The organism is Terriglobus albidus, from assembly GCF_025685425.1.
Taxonomy (GTDB): domain Bacteria; phylum Acidobacteriota; class Terriglobia; order Terriglobales; family Acidobacteriaceae; genus Terriglobus; species Terriglobus albidus.
On sequence record NZ_JAGTAS010000050.1, the window covers coordinates 58546 to 77669 of the forward strand.

17 protein-coding genes and 1 tRNA gene are annotated in these 19124 nt (G+C 58.6%); 9 read left to right on the forward strand and 9 right to left on the reverse strand.

The window, feature by feature from the left end; translation table 11 throughout:
* The first annotated feature begins 4 nt into the window (after positions 1-4).
* Both OHL21_RS09970 and OHL21_RS09975 read left to right on the forward strand, forming a co-directional pair.
* Positions 5-655 carry a deoxynucleoside kinase gene (locus tag OHL21_RS09970; protein WP_263417119.1) on the forward strand — a complete coding sequence of 217 codons (651 nt, stop codon included), beginning with the start codon at positions 5-7 and terminating at the stop codon, positions 653-655.
* A 91-nt stretch (positions 656-746) separates the two neighbouring features.
* Entirely contained in the window at positions 747-1283 is a 537-nt protein-coding gene (locus OHL21_RS09975) for a hypothetical protein (RefSeq protein ID WP_263417120.1), read from the forward strand.
* A gap of 279 nt (positions 1284-1562) precedes the next feature.
* On the opposite strand, the gene bcp is transcribed toward OHL21_RS09975, so the two are convergent.
* A complete protein-coding gene (bcp, locus tag OHL21_RS09980; RefSeq protein ID WP_263417121.1) occupies positions 1563-2030 on the reverse strand; it encodes a thioredoxin-dependent thiol peroxidase in 468 nt (155 codons plus the stop codon).
* An 86-nt stretch (positions 2031-2116) separates the two neighbouring features.
* Here bcp and OHL21_RS09985 point away from each other — a divergent pair, with 86 nt between their 5' ends.
* Positions 2117-3469 (forward strand): hypothetical protein, encoded by a 1353-nt coding sequence (locus tag OHL21_RS09985; RefSeq protein WP_263417122.1) that lies wholly within the window; start codon positions 2117-2119, stop codon positions 3467-3469.
* Positions 3470-3670: 201 nt separating this feature from the next.
* On the opposite strand, the gene OHL21_RS09990 is transcribed toward OHL21_RS09985, so the two are convergent.
* The 3 genes from OHL21_RS09990 to OHL21_RS10000 are packed head-to-tail and all read right to left on the reverse strand — an operon-like array spanning position 3671 to position 6448.
* Entirely contained in the window at positions 3671-4861 is a 1191-nt protein-coding gene (locus tag OHL21_RS09990) for a S1C family serine protease (protein ID WP_263417123.1), read from the reverse strand.
* A 34-nt stretch (positions 4862-4895) separates the two neighbouring features.
* Positions 4896-5531, reverse strand: coding sequence for a dephospho-CoA kinase (coaE, locus tag OHL21_RS09995; RefSeq protein ID WP_263417124.1), 636 nt, complete (start codon positions 5529-5531; stop codon positions 4896-4898).
* 2 nt (positions 5532-5533) lie between these two features.
* Positions 5534-6448 (reverse strand): bifunctional 5,10-methylenetetrahydrofolate dehydrogenase/5,10-methenyltetrahydrofolate cyclohydrolase, encoded by a 915-nt coding sequence (locus OHL21_RS10000; protein ID WP_263417125.1) that lies wholly within the window; start codon positions 6446-6448, stop codon positions 5534-5536.
* A gap of 170 nt (positions 6449-6618) precedes the next feature.
* On the opposite strand from OHL21_RS10000, the gene OHL21_RS10005 reads away from it, so the two are divergent.
* Positions 6619-6867 (forward strand): hypothetical protein, encoded by a 249-nt coding sequence (locus OHL21_RS10005; RefSeq protein ID WP_263417126.1) that lies wholly within the window; start codon positions 6619-6621, stop codon positions 6865-6867.
* A gap of 70 nt (positions 6868-6937) precedes the next feature.
* Here OHL21_RS10005 and OHL21_RS10010 read toward each other — a convergent pair whose 3' ends face one another.
* Positions 6938-8230, reverse strand: a complete 1293-nt coding sequence (locus OHL21_RS10010) for an ABC transporter permease (protein WP_263417127.1) — start codon at positions 8228-8230, stop codon at positions 6938-6940.
* Positions 8231-8343: 113 nt separating this feature from the next.
* Here OHL21_RS10010 and OHL21_RS10015 point away from each other — a divergent pair.
* From OHL21_RS10015 to OHL21_RS10030, 4 genes are all read left to right on the forward strand, one after another.
* A tRNA-Ser gene (locus OHL21_RS10015) sits at positions 8344-8433 on the forward strand.
* A gap of 78 nt (positions 8434-8511) precedes the next feature.
* A complete protein-coding gene (locus tag OHL21_RS10020) occupies positions 8512-9603 on the forward strand; it encodes a 3-deoxy-7-phosphoheptulonate synthase (protein WP_263417128.1) in 1092 nt (363 codons plus the stop codon).
* Positions 9604-9757: 154 nt separating this feature from the next.
* Complete coding sequence (locus OHL21_RS10025) at positions 9758-10189, forward strand: RidA family protein (protein WP_263417129.1); 432 nt, start codon at positions 9758-9760, stop codon at positions 10187-10189.
* Positions 10190-10301: 112 nt separating this feature from the next.
* The gene (locus OHL21_RS10030; protein WP_263417130.1) at positions 10302-10448 is read left to right on the forward strand and encodes a hypothetical protein; all 147 of its coding nucleotides are present in this window, start codon (positions 10302-10304) and stop codon (positions 10446-10448) included.
* A 325-nt stretch (positions 10449-10773) separates the two neighbouring features.
* On the opposite strand, the gene OHL21_RS10035 is transcribed toward OHL21_RS10030, so the two are convergent.
* The 4 genes from OHL21_RS10035 to OHL21_RS10050 form a co-directional block, all read right to left on the reverse strand.
* Positions 10774-12288: a protein adenylyltransferase SelO gene (locus OHL21_RS10035; RefSeq protein ID WP_263417131.1), complete on the reverse strand. Its 1515-nt coding sequence runs from the start codon at positions 12286-12288 to the stop codon at positions 10774-10776.
* Positions 12289-12579: 291 nt separating this feature from the next.
* Complete coding sequence (locus OHL21_RS10040) at positions 12580-13203, reverse strand: response regulator (RefSeq protein ID WP_263417132.1); 624 nt, start codon at positions 13201-13203, stop codon at positions 12580-12582.
* A complete protein-coding gene (locus OHL21_RS10045; RefSeq protein ID WP_263417133.1) occupies positions 13200-16223 on the reverse strand; it encodes a sensor histidine kinase in 3024 nt (1007 codons plus the stop codon). The genes OHL21_RS10040 and OHL21_RS10045 overlap by 4 nt, the downstream gene beginning before the upstream one ends.
* A 53-nt stretch (positions 16224-16276) precedes the next feature.
* Positions 16277-17635 carry an MFS transporter gene (locus tag OHL21_RS10050; protein ID WP_263417134.1) on the reverse strand — a complete coding sequence of 453 codons (1359 nt, stop codon included), beginning with the start codon at positions 17633-17635 and terminating at the stop codon, positions 16277-16279.
* A gap of 93 nt (positions 17636-17728) precedes the next feature.
* Here OHL21_RS10050 and OHL21_RS10055 point away from each other — a divergent pair, with 93 nt between their 5' ends.
* On the forward strand, positions 17729-19069 hold the full coding sequence (locus tag OHL21_RS10055; protein WP_317889968.1) for an amidohydrolase/deacetylase family metallohydrolase: 1341 nt from the start codon (positions 17729-17731) through the stop codon (positions 19067-19069).
* The last annotated feature ends 55 nt before the right edge of the window (positions 19070-19124 follow it).

Consider the following 19124-nt stretch of genomic DNA (forward strand, 5'->3'; position numbering starts at 1 on the left):
CTCCATGATGCTGTTCGATCCCCCAAGCTATATCGCCATCGAAGGCCCGATTCGCGTCGGGAAATCGACCCTGGCAGGAATGCTGGCCGAGAAGATGGAGGCGTACCGCGTCACCGAGCCGGAGGACAATCCTTTTCTCGACCGCTTTTACCGGCAGGAGCCGGGCATGGCCTTGGCCACCCAGATGTGGTTTCTCGAAGCGCGCTATGCGCAACTGCAAGCCGCAGAGCGGCAGGCGGGCGGCGATATTGTGCGGCGGAGCGTAGTGGCCGACTACATCTTCGAGAAAGATAAACTCTTTGCCTGTCTGAACCTGGGGGACGACGAGCTAAAGCTCTATAACCGCTTCTATGAGCCCATGCGCTCAGACCTTTCGACCCCTGACCTGGTGATCTACCTGAAAGCGACGCCCGATGTGCTGCGCACGCGCCTGAAACGAAAGGGCGTTCCCGGCGAACGGGCCGTCAGCGAGGAGTACCTGGAGACGGTGATCGAGGCGTATGAACACTTCTTCTCCCGCTACACGGCCAGTGACCTGCTGGTGATCGACACCTCGCAGATCGATTTCGTGCACAACAACCGGGATCTGCAGGCTCTTTTCCAGCGGCTGGATGCTCCGGTAAAAGGGACACAGCATTTTCTGATGGTGGGATAGGTGGCTTGGGTGGGGCAACTTCCATCGGGGGATGATGGTTCCAAAAGAGCAGGTCTTTTTAGCACTCCATCAGGGGTGATTTCATAAAGGCATGTTTGATCGGGTTTTGATCTTTCTGATGGGGATGCTTCTGTTCCTCGGCTCGGGGGCGGCGCAGCATTCATCGACCGGTACTCCGGGCACGGGCGAAAGTTCTGGAATGCTGCTGAAGGTTCAGATGCAGGAGGGTATCAGCTCTGCAGATGCCCGGAATGGCCAGACACTGCACGGTCAGCTTACTGAGGCCATTACTCTTGAGGGCCGTGTCTTCGCCGTCGGAGCTCCGGTGACCATTACGGTGGTTGCCGCTGCCAAGGCAGGCGAGATCGACAGCGCGGGAGAGATTTCGCTTCAGGTGGAAGCGGTTGGGCAGGAGGAAGTACTGAGCGACGTGATTGTGATCCTGGGCAAGGAAGGCGCGAAAGATCTGGAAGATAGCGCTCCGGCCAAGGGGACTGAAGCTGTGGTGAAAGCAAAGTCCGTGCTGACATTCCATGTTTTTCCGCTGGGGCTGGCGAATCGGGAGCCTCGGGCTGGACAGGGAACGAGGATGGAATTGGCTGGAGAGGGTCTGTTGTCCGCGGAGTAGGGCTGCTTGTTGCCCTTTGTTTGCCAGAGCTTAGGACAGTGGAGCGGGGCTCATGTCCCCGAGGGACACCACCCCAACGAACAAGTTCGTCGGGGACCCCGAACAGGGGATCCGGTGCATAGGCACTCTCAGCTTTACTGACCAAAGCAAATCCTTCGCGAATATCCCACCCATTGCTTACGCAATGGATGGGTCACCCGGATTGGTGGCTGTCTCGACAGCGGGTCCTTCGCCTGCGGCTCAGGATGACAACCCGAAAAAAGGCCGAGTTTTTCGAAGCTACTTGTTGGCTTTTACGTAAGCCAGGACCTCTTCGGCGTGCCCTTCCGGCTTTACTTTGGGGAAGACGTGCAGCAGCTTGCGGCCGGGGCCGATCAGGTAGGTGGTGCGCTCGATTCCGGTTACCGGTTTACCGTACATGGTCTTCTGCTTGATGACGTCGAAGTAGTTGCAGATCTTCTGGTCGGGGTCGGCCAGGAGGGGGTAATTGAGGTCGTATTTTTCGGCAAACTTCTTCTGCGCCTTCACGGTGTCGCGGGAGATGCCAAGGACGACCACACCTGCCTTTTTAAGCTTGTCGATGGCGTCCCGGAAGCCGCAGGCCTCGATGGTGCAGCCAGGGGTATCTGCTTTGGGGTAAAAGAACAAAACGACAGGTTTAGGGTCAAAGCTGGACAGGGTGACCGGGTTGCCGTCCTGATCGTTGAGGGTGAAGTCTTCGATGATGTCGCCTGCTTGTGGTGGCATGGATGCAAAGGTACAGCGCTTGCGGTCTGAGCTGCAAGATGGCCTTCAGGTAGCTGAACCGCGAGATTGGCCGTCTTATGAGTGTGATGAAAGTTTTCAGAGGAATCGGACTTGCCGCCATTGCGGCGATGGTGGCCACGGCATCGGCCCAGATGCACCGCGTCACCAAAAAAGACAATGTCACCCGCGCGATCGGCGTGTATGAGTGGACCGGCGACGATATTAAGAAACCGTTGGCCAGCCGGCTGGTCCCTGTCTCGCTTTTCGTCGATGGAGATTACCAGGATGCAGGTCTTTACCTGGCACGGCCTGTCCCGCTGGCGTTGAGCACGGACGTTGTCTATGAGCTGCAGGATGCAGGTGAGCCCAAGGGATTGCTTGACCTGGACTTCGCCCGCAATCTGAAGCCCGACGATGCGGTGAGCAGCGTATTTGACCAAGGATGGATGGGGTATGGCAAGTGGCAGCCTTTACCGGTGGACAAGCCTAAGTCTCCGCAGAAGGTTGTCCTGGAATCGACCGACAAGGATGACAGCCGCCCGAAGCTCGGCCGCAAAGACAAAGATAAGAAGGACAAGTCGAACTCGAAGGATTCGAAGGACAGCAAGAACGGGAAGGATAAGGATCAGAGCGGTGTCACTGGCGTGGGAGACGATCCATCGGATGATGCTGACCGGCCTACGCTGAAGAAGCGTACCGAGAAAGAAAAGCGTGACGCTATCAAGAACGATACGGCCAACGTGCAGACGCTCGGAGATCTGAATGACGATCCTGATCGTCCGAAGATCATGCGCGGTAAGCCGGCGAAGCTGGCTGAGGCGCCGCAACTGAGCGGCATGCCGGCCAACCTGCACCAGATGATCGCCGTCAGTGATGCGGCTTCGCGAGAGATCCACGACTTCACCTATCGTTTCCGCGATCCTTCGGAGAAGACAGAGATTCAGGCCAAGCTGGAAAAGGTGGCGATGTCGCTGGTGGCTCCCCCTCCGGCTGCCGCTCCTGCACCGATCAAGACTGGTGGCGTAAGTCGCTCAACGGGAGCGCGCAGCAAGCTGAGAGCTGCTCCGGTAGCCGAGCTGCCTGCGGTGAAGCTGGCTGATGAGAAGTTTTCCGCCTTTGAGCTCAGCTACAACAGCGCTCCGGTCTTTGTGCTGGAAGCCCATACCAACGGTGAGGGCGGGGCGCCGGTGAAATATGTTACGGTGGTTGCGCAGAATGACAGCTTCGGCGAACCGCAGGTGGCGATGAAAACGGTGACTGATGCGATCCACATGGATACAACACCGCGGATGCACCTGGTGGGAGTTGTGGATGCAGAGGCATCCAATCGTGCCAGCCTGGTGATGGAACTGCGCGGTCAGCAGGCGCGGTCGTTTGCGATGTATCGCGTGATCGGTGGACAGGCGACGAAGTTCTTTGAGACCGGGGTTACGCAGTAGGTTTAGGGGAATGAAATGTGAAAACGCTCCGCAGAAGTGCGGAGCGTTTTTGTTCGGGGTTGAAGATGTATTGGGTGATCGCCGTCAACGACGGTCCTATAGAGCGGGCTTTCAGCCCTTCTCTCCTCTATTGCGGCGCTACCTGGGGCGTTGCCCCAGGCTGATATAGAGCGCGCCTTCAGCGCTTTTTGGTGGCGAATTCTACGTTTGGCGTTCGCTGGCTTCGCTCAGGGTGACGCGCAACTCAAGCTTCTTGCGTCCGCGGAAGATTGTGACTGTGACCGTATCGCCTGCCTTATGGGAGTTCATCACGTCGGAGACATCCTGCTGGGTGGTGATGTCCTGTCCATCGATTTTGACGATGAGGTCACCACCGATCATCACCGGTGTGTTGCCCATGTAAGCGCGCTGTGAGCCGCCCTTCAGGCCGGCCCGTTCTGCGGCACCGCCGGGCAGGACCCTCTCCACCAGGACTCCGTAGTCGGCTGCGAGGCCCAGCTGGTCGGCGATATCCGGGCCGATGGGCAGTGTGACAACATCCAGCGCCGGACGGCGAACATGGCCATAGCGGGCGAGGTCGTCGACGAAGGCACGGGCAGTATTGATGGGGATGGCGAAGCCGATGCCGGCGCTCTGGTCGCTGCCGTTGGAGGCAATCATCGTGTTGATGCCGATGACCTCGCCGCGCGAGTTCAATAGCGGTCCACCGGAGTTGCCGGGGTTGATGGCGGCGTCGGTCTGGATAGCGTTGTCGATGGCTGCTCCTGTCGGTCCGCGGACGGAGCGAAGGGCGGAGATGATGCCGCGGGTCATGGTTCCGTTCAAGCCGAAGGGATTGCCGATGGCATAGACCTTCTGCCCAACGACGATGTTCTTGGAGTCGGCCAGGGTGACAGGAGTCAGGTTGGGCGCATTGATCTGCAGTAGCGCCAAGTCATGGCTCTTATCCACCTGAACCACATTGGCCTTGTACTTGTGCTTGTCGCTCAGCGTGACTTCGATGCGTTGGCCATCCTGAATCACGTGGTTGTTGGTGAGGATGTGGCCCTCTTTATCGATGATGAACCCGGTACCCATACCCTGCTGGGGAACAGGACCGTAGAAGAAATCGAATGCGACGGTCGTAGAGGTAACGTTCACCACGCTCGGCAGTGTGCGCTTGTAAACGTTGATGTTGTTCTGCTCTTCCGCATCAAACTCCGGCGCTGCGTTGGCGACGGTCATATGGAAGTTGCCCAGAGGGCCGTTCACCGCGGTTGTTCCATTGCCCGGCAGTGACGGAAAGGCGCTCTTCACCCAGTTACCGATGGTTCCTGACGGCACCATGTAGGTTGTCAGCAGGTAGAAACCGCTCACCAGAAGGAGCACGAGCAGTACGCGACGCATCTTCATATAACTTCCTTTACGTTTCCTTTGCCTGTGAAGTTCAGGCCTTAAACGATTCTAGGCTCTCAGAGGCTGCTTTGAGCGCCTCCCACACCTGGAGGACCTGCCGGCGCAGATCTTCGAGCGTGCCGTCATTCCGGATCAGGAAATGGGATCGCTGCATTTTTTCAAAGTCGGACATCTGCGCCTCCATACGGCGGCGCGCATCGTCTACCGTTGCTCCCGGCTGCCGCGCCAGGAAGCGTTCGATGCGAACCTGTTCCGGAGCATAAACCAGTACGATCCGGTCGAAACGATCGCGCAGGTTGCCATATTTCGTCTCGAAGAGCAGTGCGGTTTCGACGACGCAGACGGCATTGGGTTCGCGTTGTCCGATCTCTGTCATCCATGCGGCCTGGGCTGCGATGGTGGCCGGATGGACGATGGCGTTCAATTCCTCGACGCGGCCGTCGGTGAAGGCGATCTTTGCCAGCCGCGCACGATCCAGCGTGCCGTCGGCTGCGAGCACCTCTGTGCCGAAGTGCGCGACAATACGGTCGAAAACGTCATGGCCCGGCTGCATCAGCCTGCGGCCGATCTCATCGGCCTGGATAACGTGCGCTCCAAGCTCGAGCAGCATGGCGGCCACGGTTGATTTGCCGCTACCGAGGCCGCCTGTAAGTCCTACACGCAGCATTGCTACACGCCCCGGCGTTGCCTTGCTGCGCGGACGGTGTTCTTCATCAGCATGGCGATGGTCAATGCTCCTACGCCTCCGGGGACCGGAGTGTAGGCTCCGCTGACGGCGAAGGCACGAGGATCGACATCGCCGACGACGGTATATCCACGTTTGGCAAAGCCATCGGAGCGAGATGTGTCATCGGGGAAGAACTTCTCCATCTCGGCGCGATCGTTCACGCGGTTGATGCCAACATCGATGATGGTTGCACCGGGCTTGACCATCTCTTCCGTGATGAAGCCGGGGCGGCCGATGGCGGCGACCAGAATGTCAGCGTGACGGGTGTAATTCACCAGGTTGGAGGTCTTCGAGTGGCAGACACTCACCGTAGCGCTCGCGTTCAGCAGCATCATAGCCGCAGGCTTGCCAACGATATCACTGCGTCCCACGACGACGGCATTGGCTCCGGCGATTGCGATCTTGCTGCGCTCAAGAATCTCGATGATGCCTGCCGGTGTGCAGGGAGCAAGCGCAGGCTGACCTGCCTGCAGCCGGCCCGCGTTGACTGGATGAAATCCGTCAACGTCCTTCTGCGGATCAATAGCCTCAAGCAGACGCTTGGTGTCCACCTGCTTCGGCAGTGGAAGCTGAATCAGGATGCCGTCAACATCCGGGCGCGCGTTGAGCTCTGCAACCAGAGCGAGCATCTCTTCGGTGGTGATGGTCTCAGGCGGCGTGATCATCTCGCTGCCGATACCGAGTTCGCCGCAGGTCTTTACCTTGCTGCGGACATAGATCTCAGAGGCGGCAACATGGCCCACCAGCACGACAACGAGTTTAGGGGTAATGCCGCGTGCGGCTAGTTCTTTCGCTTCGGCAGCAACTTCGTTCTTAATCTCGCCGGCAATGGCGACTCCGTCTAACAGCTTTGCCACGTTTTTTGTCTCCACAACAATCGTACCGGGAACTGGGGTTGCCTGTTGTCCGTAAGAAAATGTCACAAAAGGGTTACAACTGGTTACTTCAGATGCTGCAACTCGAAGGCAACAAAAGCGTCTAATCAATTACAGGTGGTAGGAAGCTCGCGAAAGGAGCGGAGAGACAGATGGCACAGGAGATAGAAAACGGCATCGAGAAGTTCACAGAACAGGACCTCGCAGGCCTGCGGAACGACCTGTTGCAATCAGGGCTGGATAGCTGGCAGGCAGGGGAGTTGATTTCCAACTTTCTAATGGGTCGCGGCTATGGCGTATCGAACCAGGCGGCACGGAATGCTGCCACACGCATTGAGTCCGCTTCCTGTTCATTGGAGTCCATGCAACGCGAACTGGAGAGTGTTGCGTTGGTGATGTAGTTCAGGATTGATGTTAAGAAGTAAAGGCCCGCGAAATTTGCGGGCTTTTCTTCATTTTGGGAATGGATTTTTATTCGTACTTCAGTGTGGTAACCGGGTCGAGTTCAGCGGCGCGGCGCGCAGGTAACGTACCGAAGATGACTCCGACGATGACTGATGTGAACAAGGAAACCACAGCCGACATCCAGGAGTGGGGAACCTTGAAGGGTGTCAGGAAGCTGACACTAAAGGGAATTGCAAGACCGATCACGGTGCCGACGACACCGCCGGAGAGTGAAAGAAAGACACTCTCGGTGAGGAACTGCATCAGGATCTCGCGACGGGTAGCGCCTAGGGCTTTGCGGATACCGATCTCGCGGATACGCGCCTGCACATTGGCCAGCATGGAGTTCATAATGCCCACGCCACTCACGATGAGCGTGATGGCGGCAGCTAATGTGAGTACGATCGTCAGCATTGTGGCGATCTGACCCATTACATGCAGCACCTGTGTCAGGGTAAAGGCGGTATAGACGCTGGTGGGACGATGGCGCGCCTTGATGATCTCCAGAATGCGCTTGGCGGCCGGCTCAACCTGGGAACTGTTGGCCACGGTAAAGAAGATCTGCTTTACGCTGTCTGTGCCCTGGAAGTAGCGGGCGACCTGATAGGGGATCAGGATGGTTTGATCGCTGATCTCTGATTGACCAAAGGTTTCGACGCTTTCTTCAAAGACGCCGACGATCAGGAAGGGAATTCCGCTAACGGTCAATGTGTTGCCGATTGCGCCCTCCGAGCCGCCGAAGAGCGCTCGGGCCAGGGGCTTGACGATGACGGCCACCTTGGCGTGGGAGTTTGCATCTTGCTCGTCAAAGAAGCGGCCGCTCAGCACCTTCAGATTGCGTACCCGCTTGTATTGCGGCGAGACGCCCAGGAGCATGGCGTCTTTGGTGATACCGCTTCCCATGCTGATGCGGTCGTGGAACTCCAGCATCGGCGAGGAGGCGATGATGCCGGGTACGGCGGAGTTTACCGCTTCCATGTCGGCATTGGTCATGAAATCCGGCGTCGAGGTATTGTCGGGCCCGGCGACGCTGCCGCCGTTGAACTGCATCTCGATCATGTTGGGGCCGATCGAGGAGATCAGGTTCAAGGCGTAGTTCTTGCCGGTAAGGCCCAGAGTGACGACGAGGATGATGGAGGCGGACCCGATGACCATGCCCAGCATGGTGAGCAGAAAACGGGCCTTGCTGGCCTTAAAGCTGTCGATGGCAAGGTTGATCGTCTCCGAGAACATCAGGGAGGTCTTGGCAGACTTCAGGGTGCTCTCAAAGGTCCTCGGCCGTTGCGCCGGGCGCGCCGTAGATGAAGCTACAGTGGCCATATCCTCTTCTCATTAGAGCACTTCTCCCTGAAAAAGAAGCACGAAAAACGGGCGAAAATCGCACCCGGAGGGGCGGGCTTGGTATGCTAACCCTCAGCGCACCCGCCTCAAGCGGAGGGATGTGTGAGTGGTTGAAACAGGCGGTCTTGAAAACCGCTTTGGGCGAAAGTCCAACGGGGGTTCGAATCCCTCTCCCTCCGCCATAAACGGCTTAAAGTGCGTCCTGAGTTGCCCGGGATTTCCCGGAATCTGCTCAGAAACCAACCTTTTCGGCGCGCGCTTTGCTTTACACGACCAACAATCTAAGAATTAAGTCGACCCGAGTCGTTCTGCCTCCGGTCTTTCTGGAAGAAGAGATGCCCGTCACGGAGCGGGCCTCAGCTACCGTTTTTGATGCGCGTCACCAGATCGTCGAAGTGCTCGACGGTATCGACGACCGTCTTGTCGTAGTGGTCGGCCCCTGCTCGATCCACGACCCAGACGCTGCCCGCGAGTATGCCGGGCTGCTGCGCGAGGCGATTGCGGAGCTCTCGGACGAGCTGATGATCGTGATGCGGCTGTATTTCGAGAAGCCGCGGACCACGGTCGGCTGGAAGGGATTGATCAACGATCCGTACCTCGATGAGTCGTTCCGCATCAACGATGGCCTTCGCATCGCACGCCGGCTGCTGCTCGATCTGGCGGAGATGAGTGTGCCGGCAGGCACGGAGTTCCTGGACATGATCTCGCCGCAGTACGTGGCGGATCTTGTCAGTTGGGGAGCCATCGGAGCACGTACGACGGAGAGCCAGGTGCATCGCCAGCTCGCCTCCGGACTTTCCTGCCCGGTTGGCTTCAAGAACGGCACCTCGGGTAATGTGCAGATCGCGATCGACGCGATTCTTTCGGCGAACCATCCGCATACGTTTCTGGGAACTTCGGACACGGGACAGTCGGCGATTTTGCTGACATCGGGCAATCCGGATTGTCACATCATCCTGCGCGGTGGCCGCCAGACGACGAACTTCGATGCGGCCTCGGTGGCTTCAACGGCGGAGCAGATGGAAAAGGCCTGGGTCAAGCCGCGCATCATGATCGACTGCAGCCATGCGAACAGCGGGAAAGATCATCGTAAGCAGGGAGCTGTCTGCCGCGATGTTGCCGGACAGATCGCCGCAGGCGACAGCCGCATCATGGGTGTGATGATCGAGAGCAATCTCGTCGCCGGCACACAGCCTCTCGTGAACGGTAAGGCGCAGGTGTACGGGCAGAGCATCACGGATGCTTGTATCGACTGGGCCGAAACTCAGGTTCTGCTGCGTGAGCTTGCAGAGGCTGTGCGTGAACGCCGAGTCAAGAAGGGCGCCGCTCAGGCGGTAACGGCTGCCGAGTAGGGCGAAGACATAGATTCAGGTGAGTCATTGAAGGCCCCGATCTTGTTGCAATAGAGATCGGGGCCTTTACGTTCGTCTAGGTCTCTTTGCCTAGCTTGTGCTTTTGAAGGAAGTGAAACAATACTTTCATCTCATTCCGGAGGCATTCGAACCCGTGACCAAGAACCTTATGCGCGCCGCGCTGGCACTGCTGCTGGCTGCACCTTTCATCGCTCACGCCCAGAACAAGGCGGTCGACTTCAATCCGAAGATGCCGTTCTCCGATGGCTTTATCGCGGGGAACACACTGTATGTCGCAGGCCAGCAGGGCCCTGACGATCATGGCAAGGTGACAGGCACCACCATTGAGTTTCAGGCGGAGCGCACGATTGCCGCCATTCAGCGCGTTGTCGAGAAGGCTGGTTTCAAGATGACCGATCTGGTCAGCGTGACTGTCTATGTGACCGACCTCAATGACGTGCCCAAGATGAACGAGGTCTATAAGCGCCTGATGCCGAATCCAAAGCCGGCGAGGGCAACGGTAAAGGTTGCCGGTCTGATCGGCGATGCCAAGATTGAGATCTCGGCGATTGCTGTGAAGCAGTAGAGTAACGGGGGTAAAACTAACGGCAGCCCAACGCATGGACATGTGGGCTGCCGAAGTCGTTTGGATTACTTCTACGCTATTCTCGAAGCAAGTCTTGGAGGATGATCGCGGCGTGCTGCATGACACCCTTAAGCACGGCACTTCGATGAAGCAGCGGCTGCAGGCTTTTGGGAAATATCTCTCAGAGGTGATGCACGACAGGGAACTCATCCTGCTGTATATCGAGTTCAAGACGTATGCGATTCGCAATCCGAAGTAGAAGCGTTTGGTGGAGTTGCCCTCGAGGTGATTGAGCAATATGCTGCGCAAGAAGTGGGAGAGTTTATTCCGGCCCTGAACGGAAGGATGCGCGCAGTGTGGTTGCTGGTGTGATCGATGGGTTGGCGTTGAATGTTTTGTTCGGTATCGGAGCAGGTTATCTTTGCAGTGTTGCAGCGGGTTGCGTGGAAAGAGTGATGGCGTCTCGTTGAGTGATGTTTGGTATTCCTAACCCACCCTAGCGATGGGGCACCCGGGCAGGGAAAATGAAAGACGAAGCATGTCCTTCGCTACGCTCAGAATGAGACCTCTTTTAGAGGCACACATTAGGTGCCGCAGAAGGTTTTGCTGACGTACTCTTCGGGACGGGCGGGTGTTGCGTAGCGTTCGAGGCCAGGTCGTTCGTCGAAGGGTTGCGCCAGCACCTGCAGGAGATCTTCGAAGGGTTGAAAGTCCTGCTTCTCGGTTGCTGCTTCCAGCGCTGCTTCTACCAGATGATTGCGTGGAATGTAGATGGGATTGGTGCGGCGCATCTGTGCGGCGCGCTCTTCTGGTGAGAGATTCTCCTCTGCGAGCCGTTGGCGCCAGCGTGGCTCCCACTCATCGAATGCTACCGGGTTGGTGAACATCGAGCGGACTGCGGCATTGCCTTCTATGCCGGTAGCGGCATCGCAGAGGCGACGGAAGGTCAACGTGTAGTCTGCACGTTGTTCCATCATGCGGTTGAGCAGATCTTCGGTCAGGCTGGTGTCCCTCTCCTGCTCGGTGGCTAAGCCTAGTTTCCGGCGCATGCCGGTGTTGAGCGCGGTTTCGTAGTGTTTGCCGAACTGCTCCAGGGATTCGTATGCGGAAGCGAGGCCGGCTTCATCGCCGCCCTCTTCTTCTACGAGTAGCGGGAGGATCGTCTCTGCGAGACGCGCCAGATTCCAGTGCATCGCGTTCGGCTGGTTACTGTAGGAGTAGCGGCCCTGGTGGTCGATGGAGCTGAAGACCGTGCGCGGATGGTAGGCCTCCATGAAGGCGCAGGGGCCGTAATCGATGGTCTCACCGGAGATCGAGGTGTTGTCCGTATTCATCACGCCGTGAATGAAGCCGAGCAGCATCCACTGGGCTACCAGTTTTGCCTGACGGGTGACGACTCCGTCCAGGAAGGCACGGTAGCGGCGCGTTACAATAGCCGCCTCTGGATAGTGCCGTTCGATGGCGTAGTCGGCAAGTCGGCGGAGCGCGGCGACGTCTCCCTGTGCGAAGAAGTATTGGAAGGTACCGACACGAAGATGACTTGAGGCGACACGTGTCAGCACGGCTCCGGGAAGCACGGTTTCGCGAAAGACAGGCTGGCCGGTAGTCACGGCGGCGAGCGATCGGGTTGTCGGTACACCCAATGTGGACATGGCTTCGCTGACGATGTACTCGCGTAAGACCGGTCCGAGTGCGGCGCGGCCATCGCCATTACGCGAGAAGGGAGTACGGCCAGAGCCCTTGAGCTGAATGTCGTAGCGGATGCCGTCCCGTCCGATGACTTCGCCCAGGAGGTTTGCGCGGCCATCGCCGAGCTGCCGTACAAAGTATCCGAACTGGTGGCCGGCATAGGCCATGGCCAAAGGTTCGGAGCCTTCGGCGACACGGTTGCCCGCGAGCATAGCGACGCCTTCCGGACTGGCGAGAGCCTCCGCATCCAGGCCCAGCAGATCGGCGAGTTTCAGGTTCAGCTTCACTAACTTGGGAGCGGTGACTGGCGTGGGCGCAATTCGTGCGTAGAAGTTCTCCGGCAGCCGGGCGTAGCTGTTCGCAAAGGGAATGCGAAGGGGCGACAGGGCGCGATCCTCGGTCAGGCTCATCGCTCTATTTTCCCCGATCTGTCGCGGACGTGTTTTTGTCGAAATATGGCGCAACTCTGCGCAGGAGAAGCCTGGCCTGGCGTACAACAGGGGTTTTGCTGAAGAGTTATAGAGCGGGCCTTCAGCCCTTTTCAGCATTGTGGCCTGCTACCTGGGGCGTTGCCCCAGGCTGGTATAGAACGCGCCTTCAGCGCTTTTTGTGCATTATTAGGGATTCTGAGGTATCCCTTGCCCACCCTAACTCCGTGAGGGTGGGGCACCCGGCGGGACGAGCGTCTATCGAAAATTGGACTACTGCAGGTCGACCAGACCGCGCTGCAGGGCGTAGATGGTGGCCTGGGTGCGGTCGCGGGCGCCCATCTTTTCCAGGATGGAGCTGACGTGGATGCGGACTGTCTTTTCGGCGATTCCCAGCTCTTCTGCGATCTCGCGGTTGGAGAAGCCTTGTGTAATGCAGGTCAGGACTTCGCTTTCGCGAGGGGTGAGATCGACCGAGGGCATGCGTTCGGCCAGGCGATGGAGAATCTCTTTGGGGATGTAACGGAGGCCGCGGCTTACGGTCAGCACGGCATTGGTGACCTCTTCTCCGGAGGCGTCTTTGGTCAGGTAGCCCATGGCTCCGCCACGTACGGCGCGATAGATGTCTTCGCTGCCGCGATAGGCGGAGAGCACGATACATCGGGCGGTGGGAAAGTCTTTACGGATATGCTGCAACACCTCGAAGCCGCTCATGCGTGGCATTCGCAGGTCGAGCAGAACGACATCCGGGGTGAGCTGGTGGTAGAGGTCGATTCCCTGTTGACCGTCGCTGGCTTCACCCACCACCTTGATCTGAGGGTGGCTTGAGAGCACAGAGTGCAACGCCATCCTTGCCAGGAAGTGATCTTCAATCAGGATGACGCGGATGGGGTTCATAGGCCGATCCACCGGATTACATCTGTGTCCGACAAGCGCCGCGACGGATCGGGCGAGTCGTACGGCAACACGACAGAGACTTCAGTGCCTCGATTGAGCGCGCTCTCTACGTTGAAGCGTCCGCCGATCTTGCGAGCGCGCTCCTCCATGACCAGCAGGCCGAAATGTCCGCGCCGGGTCCCAGTGCGATCCTGGGAAAAACCAACGCCATCGTCGTGAATCACCATCTTCAATGCGGATTCATCATACCGTAAATGCACAAGGATAGACTTGGGCTGCCCATGCCGTAGCGCATTGGAGACGGCCTCCTGCCCAATGCAAACAAGGTGATGCACGGATGCCGGCGGCAGCAGGATCTCGCGGCCTTCCACCGCCATGCGGGTCTCCACATCGTCCTGTTTGTAGTGCGAGCTGATGGCCTTCGACAGAGCCTGGGAGAGAACACCTGTAACCTCGTCGGTGTCTCGCAGATCCCAGATGATGCGCCGTGCCTCTGCCTGACAGTGCGAGACCATACTGCGCGCCATGTCGCAGGCGTTCTTTGCGTCGGTAAGTTCATGGGCATCTTTATCGAGGGTGCGCGAAGCCGTTTCGAGCTGCCACGAGATGGCGGCAAAGCCGGCCATCAGAGTGTCATGGCACTCGCGCGCGATGCGATTGCGTTCCTGCAGCACGATCCCCATGTTTCCTTTCACGCGGCGGATTCGGCGCGTATACAGGTGCGCTCCGAGGAAGAAGACGAGCATGCCGACCAGCAGATAGAAGGTGTAGGTGGCGTAGAAGTGTGGCCGCTGCCGCACACTGATGGAGGCAACCGGAGTCATCCATGGATCGCCGCCGACACGCGCCTGCACCTCGAAGGTGTAGGTGCCTGCCGGGATGCGGCGATAGCGCGCATACCGGGAATGCGTGGTCACCCAGCCTGAGTCATATCCTGTCAGGCGATAACGGAACTCCGTCTGCGATGGGTTGGAGAGTCTGCTGGCATCGAAACGGAAGTTGATCTCACCCTCTGAGGGATCGATCACGACACGGTCGCCGGTCAGCAGCGATTCAGCGCGGGTGTCATTGCCGAAGGTCCAGCCGGTGATGCGGGCGGTGGGCGGCGCCATGGTGGCGGTCTCGGCGAACGGAGTCGTTCGCGCGAAGCCCTTGCTGGTGGCGAAGTACATCACTCCATTGGGGAGTCGCGTTGCAGAAGGGCGCGATGGCCCACTGCAGTCGGAGGAGGGCATACCATCCTGCTTAATGAACAGCGTCGAGGAGATGCGCTGCAGCTTTCCGGTCGACAGGTCGTTGAGGTCAGAGGCAAGAATCCTGACGATGCCCTGCGAGGTGCCCAGCCAGAGATGTCCATGTGCATCCTCCAACATGTTGTAGATAGGCATGGAAGGAAGCCCGGCGTCGCTGGGCAAAGGGAATGCCCGGTCGCCGGCGATGCGGGAGAGTCCGCCGGTGCGGGACCCGGCCCAGACATTTCCGTGGGAGTCCAATGACAGCGAGAGCACATAAGGATGCGGCATCTCGCGAATCGTCTGGACCTGGCCATTGACGATACGGAACAGGCCAGTACTGGTCGCCGCAAGGATGGATCCGTCAGTGTCTTCCAGAAGATCGGTGACGAGTTTTGAGGGAAGGTAGGTCTCGCCTCCGGTTGTTGCCGGAATGCCGCTGCGGAAGTAGTGCAGGCCGGTGTAGGTTCCGACCCATAAGCCTCCCTGCCGGTCAGAGTGCAGCACGCTTACAGCATTGACGGGAGACTCGATTCCCAACTGGTGATGGCTCCATGTCTCTCCGTTGAAGGAGTAGATGCCATCGAACCAGGTTCCCACCCAGATGCGGCCGTGTTTGTCTTCCGTAATCGTCCGGATGGGCGTCCTGACGGGCATTCCGGGAATGTGGACGGGAGTAATGACGCCATTGTGCTGACGGAATACGCCTTGTCCCCAGGTTCCGAGCCACAGGTCTCCCTTGCTGTCGCCAAAAGCTACGGCAGAGTAGGAGGGTTTGAAGTCCGGAGCCTGCAGCATGGCAAATGGCGCCCGCCGCCACCGGCTAAGGCCTCCGGTCAGCCCGCCGATCCAAAGATTGTCCTCGTCATCGACAAAGAGTGTGCGTACAGTGTCGTCCGGCAGGCCATCTGTCGTAGACCATCCCGATGCGCCTCCGTTATTCCAGCGAAAGAGGCCGCTGTTTTTGGTGCCGATCCAGAGGTTGTGTTGCCGGTCGCCGATCAGGACGGTGACCTGGGTGGCAACCTGCATGCGCTGGGTGAACGTGAGTTCCTGTCCGCTGCGTTCATTCGCTTCCAGAACCGCATGCATGGTGCCCAGCCACAGACGGGAGGTACGGTCGCGATACACGGAGGTGGGCTCGCCGAACTGTGCGGGAACGGGCAGATGCGTTACTCCGTGGCTGGTCCAGTGAAAGAGTCCTGACGAGGTGACGAAATACATGCCCCCGTGCATGTCTTCGGCGAAGACGGTCGTAATGTCACCGCCGATAATGCCGACGTTTGGAACTGTCTCAAGCTGGTTATTACGGTAGCGCAGAATTCCATACTGGGTCGCGATCCAGAGGGTTCCATCATGGTCAAAGGCCATCGTCCGGATGCGCTCGTTCTCGTGTCCTGCCGCACTGCTGATGTTGACTGCGCCCGTGGCCGTCTGGTGGATTACGCCGGCGCCATCGGTGCCGATCCAAAGGTCGTCTGCCAGGCCTGGGAGGACGGCATTGACGGCATCGATGTTCATGGTTGCCGCATTTGGCATGGAGAGGCGCTGGAAGGTCTGGCCGTCGAAGGTGGAGACGCCGGAGAAGGTCGCGAGCAGCAGGGTTCCATCGGCACGTTGCGCGATCATGCGCACGTTGCTTTCAGGCAGCCCGTCTTCCACCTGCCACTCCTGTTTCTGGTACTCGGCAAGGCCGATCGGCGCAAGTGTGGGCGTCGCCTGCGGAAAGGCGGAGGCAGACAGGAAGGCGAGGGCCAGAAGCAGCCCAAAGGTACATCGACGAAGCATGGTGATGCCTGTTACTACGGCAACATATCTTCGAGCAGATCGCAAACAAATCTTTACGCGACGTTGACCCGGACTTCATCTTGCGGCAGAAGCAGGGGGACCTCTGGATGGACAAACAGCCAGCAGACGCCGCCAAGTGCGGCGAAGCCGGCGGCGACGGCGAAGGAGACGGTCCAGCCGAAGTTCTGGGCGATCCACGGGGTCAGGGAGGCGGTGACGGCTCCCCCTAACTGCCCGCCCATGTTCACGATCGAGGAAAAGACGGCAGAACGGCGGCCGGCGATGTCATTGGAGGCCGACCAGAACGAGCTCTGCGAGATGTAGAGAGCACCGGCGCCGCAGGCAAGAATCAAGCCGGCGACCAGGGGACTCTTGGCCCGCGAACCCAATAGAAGGAAGACGCCGGTCAGGAACAGCGCTCCGGTCGCCAAGTAGCAGCGCCCGATGCGAAGTCCTTTGGTCCCCGAGAGCCAGTCGCTCGCTGCTCCGCCGGCGAGGCAGCACAGTGTCATCGACAGGAACGGGAGCATGGAGATCTGGGCGCTCGCCTTCAGATCGACTCCACGGACCTTCGCCATATAGAGGAAGAACCAGCTGAAGTAGATCCAGGAGATGTAGCCGAAGCAGAAGTAGCCCATCATCAGCGCAGGGAGATCGCGGCGCCCGAAGAGTTGCTTCCAGGAAAACGAGATCGGCTGGCCGTTGCTGCCGTTTCCGTTGCCGTTGCGAAGGTCGCGGTCGGGGCGTGCCGAGAGGCCGACTTCAATCTCCTGCAGCTCGGTCATCGAAAGCGAGGGATGTTCGTTCGGAGTGTCGCGCGAGACGAACCACCAGACCAGGCCGATGCCTGTGCCGAGCAGGGCGCTGAAATAAAAGGCAGCGCGCCACCCATCGTGAGCAATGATCCAGTTGAGGAGCGGGGGAGTGAGGCCGCTGCCAGCGCCTACGCCGGCGAAGATCAGGCCATTGATGATGCCGCGCTCACTGACCGGGATCCACTGGGCGACGAACTGATTGGCTGCGGGATAGACTACGGCTTCTCCAGCCCCGAGGATCAGGCGGATGGCGATCAGGAAGAAGACGGCTCCAGGCACGCCGGTGGGCAGCACGGCTACCATCAAGGTCGCCACACCCCACCATAAGGTCCCGATGGTCAGAACGCGACGCGGTCCAAAGCGGGCGGCGAGCCATCCCGCGGGAATTTGAAATCCTGCATAGCCGATCAGAAATGCGCTGAAGATGAGTCCTAGCCGCTGGTAACCGAGTCCGAACTCCTCGCTGATCTGAAGGCCGGCGATCGAGATATTGGTGCGGTCAAGGAAGGCAATCGCGCTCAGAGCGAACAGCAGAACTGCAAGAAAAAAGCGAAGCTTATAGACCTTCCCGAAACTGACCATGTGGAGTAACAGCATACGAGTCTCTGCAATGAACGAAGTAGGTCCAATGTCTTACGTTAATGCGGGGCAAACCACCCATGACAATCACATGAAATGGAGAGAACAATCGTGGAATTCCAAATACTGGCGGTAAAGGCTTTGCGGAACAAGTTTCTGGTTCAATCGGTGCTTCTGCTGGCGTCATGCATTACTGCGGCAAACGCTCAGCACTACGACCTCATTGTGCAGCACGGTCATGTCATCGATCCGAAGAACGGCATCGACGGCGTAATGGATGTTGCGGTGCTGGATGGAAAGATTGCTAAGGTAGCCAAATCCATCGCTGCTTCCGAAGCGGTGAAGGCCGTGGATGCAACGGGGCTCTACGTCACGCCCGGTCTGATCGATATCCACGCTCATGTGTATGCGGGGACCGGTGAGCGCAACTCGTATGCGGGAGACAACAGCATCTATCCCGACGGCTTCACCTTCCGTGTTGGCGTTACGACGGTTGTGGATGCTGGAGGATCCGGCTGGCGGAACTTTGAGGACTTCAAGGACCGCGTTATCGATCGGTCTCACACCCGCATCCTGGCCATGCTGAATATTGTTGGCAGCGGCATGCGCGGTCCCAAGTACGAGCAGAATCTTGATGACATGGACGGCGAGGCCACCGGAAAGATGGCGCTGAAGTATCCCGGACTGATCGTCGGTATTAAGAGCGCCCATTTTGAAGGACCTGAATGGAAGCCTTATGAGCAAGCGGTGATTGCGGGTAATATCGCCAAGATTCCCGTGATGATCGACTACGGCGCCAACCGTAAGGAGCGGCCGCTGTACGATCTGCTCTCGAAGGTACTGCGCCCGGGCGATATCTATACCCACATGTACTCTGGCCTGCGCGGCGAGCAGGATGCTACGACCGGCAAGACGAGCGAAGCTCTTAAGATCGGCCGCAAACGTGGCATCTACTTCGATGTGGGCCACGGTGGCGGAAGCTTCAACTGGACGGTAGCAGTGCCGCTGGTGAAGGAAGGATTCATTCCGGACTCCATTTCGACAGACATCCACATCACCAGCATGAACGCCGGCATGAAAGACCAGTTGAATGTTGCGAGCAAGATGATGGCGCTTGGATTGTCACTGCAGGAGGTCGTGAAGGAGATGACTTCGAATCCGGCAAAGGAGATTCAGCACCCTGAGCTTGGCAATCTTTCCGAAGGCTCGCCTGCTGATATTGCGGTGCTGCGTCTTGAGACTGGAAAGTTCGGTTTCGTCGATATGAACAACACGGTCTATCCGGGCACGAAAAAACTTGCCTGCGAGCTGACCGTTCATGACGGCAAGGTCGTGTATGACCTGAACGGCCTGTCGGCGGATCCATGGGATGGAAAAGTCGTTACACCGGCGCAGGCGAAGCGCTTTACCACGATGCACGTTCGCCCGGAAAAGCCCTCCGTCGCCCACTGAGCATAGACGGGCGGTAGGTCAATCGTCCTAGCTATAGCCCTGTCATCAGGCTGAT